The sequence below is a fragment of the Bradyrhizobium sp. USDA3516 genome (assembly GCF_057651995.1).
Genome location: NZ_JBYGYN010000005.1, coordinates 245,702 through 252,093 on the forward strand (window position 1 = coordinate 245,702; position 6,392 = coordinate 252,093).

At 66.0% G+C, this 6,392-nt stretch carries 6 protein-coding genes; 3 read left to right on the plus strand and 3 right to left on the minus strand.

Going from position 1 to position 6,392, the window contains the following annotated elements; all coding sequences use genetic code 11:
* Positions 1-101: 101 nt before the first annotated feature.
* Positions 102-1,136, minus strand: coding sequence for a uroporphyrinogen decarboxylase (gene hemE / locus AC24YW_RS18165; RefSeq protein WP_487483999.1), 1,035 nt, complete (start codon positions 1,134-1,136; stop codon positions 102-104).
* Positions 1,137-1,242: 106 nt separating this feature from the next.
* Between hemE and AC24YW_RS18170 the strand changes: the two genes are divergently transcribed.
* Together AC24YW_RS18170 and AC24YW_RS18175 are read left to right on the plus strand one after the other, a co-directional pair.
* Complete coding sequence (locus AC24YW_RS18170; protein ID WP_487484000.1) at positions 1,243-1,458, plus strand: hypothetical protein; 216 nt, start codon at positions 1,243-1,245, stop codon at positions 1,456-1,458.
* Positions 1,459-1,633: 175 nt separating this feature from the next.
* Positions 1,634-3,535, plus strand: a complete 1,902-nt coding sequence (locus AC24YW_RS18175) for a diguanylate cyclase (RefSeq protein ID WP_487484001.1) — start codon at positions 1,634-1,636, stop codon at positions 3,533-3,535.
* A gap of 6 nt (positions 3,536-3,541) precedes the next feature.
* Here AC24YW_RS18175 and AC24YW_RS18180 read toward each other — a convergent pair whose 3' ends face one another.
* Positions 3,542-3,760 carry a SlyX family protein gene (locus AC24YW_RS18180; protein WP_036035310.1) on the minus strand — a complete coding sequence of 73 codons (219 nt, stop codon included), beginning with the start codon at positions 3,758-3,760 and terminating at the stop codon, positions 3,542-3,544.
* Positions 3,750-4,517 (minus strand): oxygen-dependent tRNA uridine(34) hydroxylase TrhO, encoded by a 768-nt coding sequence (trhO, locus tag AC24YW_RS18185; protein WP_487484002.1) that lies wholly within the window; start codon positions 4,515-4,517, stop codon positions 3,750-3,752. The genes AC24YW_RS18180 and trhO overlap by 11 nt, the downstream gene beginning before the upstream one ends.
* A 195-nt stretch (positions 4,518-4,712) precedes the next feature.
* Between trhO and ggt the strand changes: the two genes are divergently transcribed.
* On the plus strand, positions 4,713-6,299 hold the full coding sequence (ggt, locus tag AC24YW_RS18190) for a gamma-glutamyltransferase (RefSeq protein WP_487484003.1): 1,587 nt from the start codon (positions 4,713-4,715) through the stop codon (positions 6,297-6,299).
* The last annotated feature ends 93 nt before the right edge of the window (positions 6,300-6,392 follow it).

Below are 6,392 nucleotides of genomic sequence, written 5' to 3' on the forward strand. Positions count from 1 at the left end.
ACAGGCGAGTCACGCCAGTCCAAGCTTTTCAATGACTTGGCTACTGTGCATGGGGTTGTTTTCGCACTTATTGTTTTGCCGCGCCCGAACGGGCGAAACAATCAGCCCCGCACGCGCCTGATCATCTGCTCGACATGGGCGATCGGCGTTTCCGGCTGGATGCCGTGGCCGAGGTTGAAGATGAACCGTCCTTGCGAGAAGTTCGCCAGCACATCGTCCACCGCGCGGTCGAGCGCGGCGCCGCCCGTGATCAGCACCAGCGGATCGAGATTGCCCTGCACCGCGACCCTGCTCTGCACCCGCTCGCGGATGAAGGCAGGCTCGGCGGTCCAGTCGATGCTGACCGCGTTGACGCCGGTTGCCTCGACATAGGCCGGCAGCTGCGCTCCGGCGCCGCGCGGGAAGCCGATGATCTTCGCGTCCGGCATCGCGGCCCTTACGCCCGCCACGATGCGCCGCGTCGGGTCGACCGACCAGCGCGCGAACTCGGCCGGCGGCAGCACGCCGGCCCAGGTGTCGAAGATCTGCAACGCGTCGGCGCCGGCGGCGAGTTGTGCCAGCAGATACTGAACCGAGTTCTCGACCAGCACGTCGATGATCTCCGAGAAAGCTTCGGGATGCCGATAGGCCATCATCCGGGCCGGCGCCTGGTCCGGTGTGCCGTGGCCCGCGACCATGTAGGTCGCCACCGTCCACGGCGCGCCGCAGAAGCCGATCAGGGCGACCTTCGGATCGAGCGCGCCGCGCACGATTCTGAGCGCGTCGAACACCGGCTCAAGCCTGCCGAAATCGGCGCGCGGCGCCAGCGTCGCCACCTTGGCCGGATCGTCGAGCGGCTCGAGCCGCGGGCCCTCGCCGGCCTCGAACCGCACCTCACGTCCGAGCGCATAGGGGATGACGAGGATGTCGGAGAAGATGATCGCCGCGTCGAAACCGAACCTTCGGATCGGCTGCAGCGTCACCTCGGCGGCGAGCTCCGGGTTGAAGCAGAGATCGAGGAAGCCGCCCGCCTTGGCGCGCACCTCGCGATATTCGGCCAGGTAGCGCCCGGCCTGGCGCATCATCCACATGGGCGGGACGGTCTGCCGCTGGCCGGAGAGCACGTCGATGAATGGTTTCGTCGAAGACTGGGGCACCAAGGGTCCTGTAGCAGGTTGTGCCCCCTGATACACCGCCGCGGCCTTCAGCGGAACAGGGGAACCGGAACGATCGGGCCGCGTTGATCAGCCAATGGAGGAGATCATGGCTGAGACATTCAACCCCGCGCCGCACGACAAGCACGCCGACGACCTGCGCGAGGCGCTCGCTGCCGATCGGCAGTCCAAGCTCGACGACGGGCTGAAGGACACGTTCCCGGCCTCCGATCCCGTGAGCGCTGCGCAGCCGACGCCGTCGAAGGCCGATGCCGACGCCGAGCATCCTTCGCTCTGGGCCAAGGTCAAGGCCATCTTCAGCTAGCGGCGCCGGGCGCGCCGGATTCCGATCGGCCCGCTAATGTCTTGTTAGCGATGCGCCGATCGCGGCGTCCGTAGGACTACTGGAAAGGGCCGGAATCGCCGCTTAGTCCGCTAGCGATTTCAGAATTAAATAACAGAAACGGCAGAGTTTCCGAGCGATCGGAGGACCCTGCCGCATGAGTGCTGCCCAACGAGCCGGATGGAGCCGCCTGCCCCTGCGCGCGGCGGCTTTCGTCGCGCTGACCTGCGCGACCATCCTCGGCGTCAGCGGTTGGCGCGAGTGGACGGCCCGCGATGCGGTGCTGAAGGAAGCCGAGATGGAGATGGCGAACGTTGCCCGTTCGCTCACCCAGCATGCCGAAGACAGCCTCGATCTGTTGGATTCGGGCGTCGTCGGCGTGGTCAGCCGGTTGGAGATGGACGGCACCTCACCGGTCACGATCGCGAAGCTGCGCACCTTGCTGGACGCGCGCAAGAAGGCGATCGGGCGCATTCACAGTCTCGCCATCATCGACGATCAGGGCAACTGGCTGACCTCACCCGGTACGATCGGCGCGACCTTCAGCGACGATGCCTTCTTCCGGCATCACCAGCTCTCGCCGAAGCGCGAAGCCCATGTCGGCGGTCCCGTGAAGAGCCTGCTGGACGGCGAATGGATCGTCACCCTGTCACGCCGCTTCAGCAAGCAGGACGGCAGCTTCGGCGGCGTGGTGCTCGCGACCATCAGCTCGAAATATCTGTCGCATTTCTACGAGCAGTTCGAGATCGGCCGCAACAGCTCCGTGTCACTGGCGCATGGCGATGGACTGATCGTCGCGCGTAACCCCAGCAACGAGACGTTCGTCGGGCGCAGCGTCGCCGACAAGCCGTTGTTCCGCGAGCCGAGCCTGCAACGGCCGAGTGGCGCCTATCATTTCAAGTCGCCGCTGGACGGCGCCGAACGCGTCAGCTTCTTCAAACGCAGCAGCCGCTTCCCGCTCCTCCTGCTCGCCACCGTCGACAAGGACGAATTGCTCGCGCCCTGGCGCGCGGCGGCAATCTCCCGCATGCTCTACGTGCTCGCGCTGGTGATGCTGATCGCGGTCATCGGCGGCGTGCTGGTGCGGCAGTTGCAGCGCGGCCAGCGCATGGCTGTCGTGCTGGCCGAGACGGAGGCGCATTTCCGCCTGCTCGCCGAAGGCTCTAGCGACATGGTGACGCGGATCGGCCTCGATGAGCGGCTGCGCTATGTCTCGCCCTCGTCGGTCCGCGTCGTCGGCTGGCGTCCCAATCAGCTGATCGGCACGCCGGCTCTTGCAGGTATCAATCCGGAGGACCTGCCGCAGGTCCAGGCGATCGTCGACGCCATGAAGCGCGGCGAGCGGGAGGAGGCGCGTCTCACCTACCGCAACTCGCACCGGCAGAACGGCGAGATCTGGCTCGAATCGACCATGCGGGTGACGCGCAAGGACGATGGCCGCGTTGACGGCGTGGTCGCGATCTCCCGCGACATCACCGAGCACAAGAAGCTGGAAACCAGACTCGAGACGCTCGCGATCGAGGACAGCCTCACCGGCCTTGCCAATCGCCGCTGCTTCGACGAGCGCCTGAAGGAGGAATGGGCGCGTGCCTATCGCGACCGCTCCAGCCTTGCCTTGCTGATGATCGATGTCGACCACTTCAAGGCCTACAACGATCAATACGGTCATCCCGCGGGCGATGCCTGCCTGCGCCTGATCGCAAAGATCATCGCGGCCGAAGCGCAGCGCGTCGGCGATCTGGCGGCGCGCTATGGCGGCGAGGAATTCGCCATGCTGTTGCCGAACATCGACGCCGTAGGCTGCGCCCGGGTCGGCGAACGGATCCGCAACGCCATTCACGAGGCCGGCCTCGCGCATGGCAGCAACCTGGCGGCTGGATGCGTCACCGCTTCGCTGGGCGGCGCAGCCTGCCGGCCGGCGTTCGAACGAACCGCGGGTGTCGCTGCGCTGGTCGAAGCTGCCGACCAGGCGCTCTATGCCGCCAAGGCCGCAGGCCGCAACCGCCTGGTAATGTCCGGCGAGGTCATGGACCTGCTGCCCAAGGCGTCCGGCCAGTAACGCCGTTCAATAGTGCGGCGGAGGCTCGTTGGCAGGCCCCGGCGCATTTGCCTCGGCCTCCTGCAGCCGAGCATTGAGCTCGGTGATCTGCCGCGTCAGCCTGTCGATCTGCTTCCACTGTGCGGTGATGGTCTGGTTCAACGTCTCGATCGTATCGTCCTGATAGGCGAGGCGCGTCTCCAGCGTGTCGATGCGCTCGCTCAGTGTCTTGATCTCATTCGTCACGCGTTACGTCCTTGTCTCGCTCGCGCAAACCGTGGCCGAGCGCCACGCGCTCGTCGAACACGAAGCATTCGCCGCGCCAGCGGCTCTCCGCCTCCGGCACCTCTTCCAGATATCTCAGGATGCCGCCCTTGAGGTGATAGACCTCGGCAAAGCCCCGCGCGAGCAGATGCGCGCTCGCCTTCTCGCAGCGGATGCCGCCGGTGCAGAACATCGCGATCCTGCGGTGCCGTGCCGGGTCGAGCCGCTCGGCGGCAAAATCCTTGAACTGGCCGAAGCTCTTGATGCCGGGATCGAGCGCGCCCTCGAACGTGCCCATCGCGACCTCGAAGGCGTTTCGGGTGTCGAGCACGAGCGTGTCGGGCGCTGCGATCAGCGCGTTCCATTCGCGCGCATCGACATAGGTGCCGACCTGGCGCGTCGGATCGGCGGCCGCATCGCCCAGGGTGACGATCTCCTTCTTCAGCCGCACCTTCAGCCGGCCGAACGGCATCGCCTCCGCGGCGGAGAATTTCAATTCGATATGGTTCAGCCTGTCGCCGAACATGTCGCCGTGCGCGAGCTCATGAGCGAAGGCGTCGACCCCCTCCGGTGCGCCGGCGACCGTGCCGTTGATGCCCTCCTGCGCCAGCAGCACGCTGCCCCTCAGCCCAAGGCCGGCGCAGCAGGCGCGCAGGGGCTCGCGCAGCTCGCGGTAATCCGGGAGGGCGATGAATCGATAGAAGGCGCAGACCTTGTAGGGCGTATTGCTGGACGTCATGGCCGCTCGTTTAGCAGGCGGCCGCCACCCGGAAAACCCGCATCGCAAAAGCTTCCAAAAGGCCTATACGCCCAGCGGATGGCAGCCATTTTCCTGGTATGCCAGCATTGCCCCGCCCGGCGGGAATGTGTCATGTAGACGCGGTTTTCGAGATGGCGCGCCAATCGCGCCGACGGCCAAGAGAGCAGACATTCGATGAGAAACTTCCATTTCCCCGGCAGGTCCACGGTCCACGCCACCAACGCGATGGTGGCGACCTCGCATCCGCAGGCCTCGCTCGCCGCGATCGAGGTGCTGCGCGAGGGCGGCACCGCGGTGGACGCGGCGGTTGCCGGCTCGGCGCTGCTCGGCGTGATCGAGCCGCAATCGACCGGCATCGGCGGCGATTGCTTTGCGCTGATCCAGCCGCGGGGCGAGGGCAAGATCGTCGCCTATAACGGCTCCGGCCGCGCGCCAAAGGCGGCCAATGCCGACTGGTATCTCGAACGCAAGATCAATTCCGTGCCGCTGACCTCGGCGCATGCGGTCTCGATCCCCGGCGTGATCGACGCCTTCGCGACCGTCTTGCGCGATCACGGCAAGTTCGGTTTTGATCGTTTGCTCCAGCCCGCGATCAAGGCGGCCGAGGAGGGCTATGTCGTCGCGCCCCGCATCGCCTTCGACTGGAAGAACCAGTTCGAGAAGCTGAAGAACGGTACCAACACCGTGCGCTATTTGTTGCCGGGCGGCCAGCCGCCGGTCGCCGGCGACGTCATTCGCCAGGTCGAGCTCGGCAAGACGCTGCGCGCGATCGCCAAGGACGGCCGCGACGCCTTCTACAAGGGCGAGATCGCGGAGGACATGGTCGAGACCCTCAGGGGCATCGGCGGCCTGCACACGCTCGACGATTTTGCCGCGCACACGACCGAAGTGACCACACCGATCGGCACCATGTACAAGGGCTATGACGTCTGGCAGTGCCCGCCGAACGGCCCGGGCGTCACCGCGCTGTTGATGCTCAACATCCTGTCGCGCTTCGATCTGACCAAGTACGCGCCCGTGAGCGTCGAGCGCTTCCATCTCGAGGCGGAAGCGGCACGCATCGCCTACATGAACCGCGAGATGCATGTCGCCTCGCCCGAGCACATGAAGATCAACGTCGCCGAGATGCTCGAGAAGGGCTTTGCCGACGAGCACATCAGCAAGATCCGCATGGACGGCATGCTCGACCTGCCGAACGTGGCGCCGCCGATGAACCCCTCGACCATCTACATCACGGTCGTGGACAAGGACCGCAACGTCTGCTCGTTCATCAACTCGGTTGCGCATTCGTTCGGCTCGGCCATCGTCTCGAACAAGACGGGTGTCTTGTTCCAGAACCGCGCCGGTGGCTTCCGCATCCAGCCGGGCCATCCCAATTGCATCGAAGGCGGCAAGCGCCCACTGCACACGATCATGCCGGGCCTGCTCACCAAGGGCGGCCGTTCCACGATGTCGTTCGCGGTCATGGGCGGCCAGTACCAGCCGACCGGCCAGACCCATCTCCTGACCAACATCCTCGACTACGGCTGCGACGTGCAGGAGGCGATCGACATGCCGCGCGGCCTGCACTACGAGGGCCAGTATCAGCTCGAGGACAGCGTTCCGGCGGCCATCGTCGAAGGCCTGAAGAAGCTCGGCCACAAGACCACCAGCGTGGTCGGCCCCCTCGGCGGCGCCCAGGCGATCTGGATCGATTGGGACAAGGGCACGCTCACCGGCGGCTCCGACCCGCGCAAGGACGGCTGCGCGCTGGGTTATTGATCGCCGGCGCAGTTCCCTGCGTGAGATCAGGAAAAGTTGACGAAGGGCGGGGGGGAGTTTTTCCCGCCGCCCCTCTCTCCTCCCAAAACGCGC

Excerpts from the sequence above, each read along its gene's own strand:
- AC24YW_RS18170 (WP_487484000.1), top strand. The coding sequence starts at position 1,243 with ATGGCTGAGACATTCAACCCCGCGCCGCACGACAAGCACGCCGACGAC.
- ggt (WP_487484003.1), top strand. The coding sequence starts at position 4,713 with ATGAGAAACTTCCATTTCCCCGGCAGGTCCACGGTCCACGCCACCAAC.
- trhO (WP_487484002.1), bottom strand. The coding sequence starts at position 4,517 with ATGACGTCCAGCAATACGCCCTACAAGGTCTGCGCCTTCTATCGATTC.
- AC24YW_RS18175 (WP_487484001.1), top strand. The coding sequence starts at position 1,634 with ATGAGTGCTGCCCAACGAGCCGGATGGAGCCGCCTGCCCCTGCGCGCG.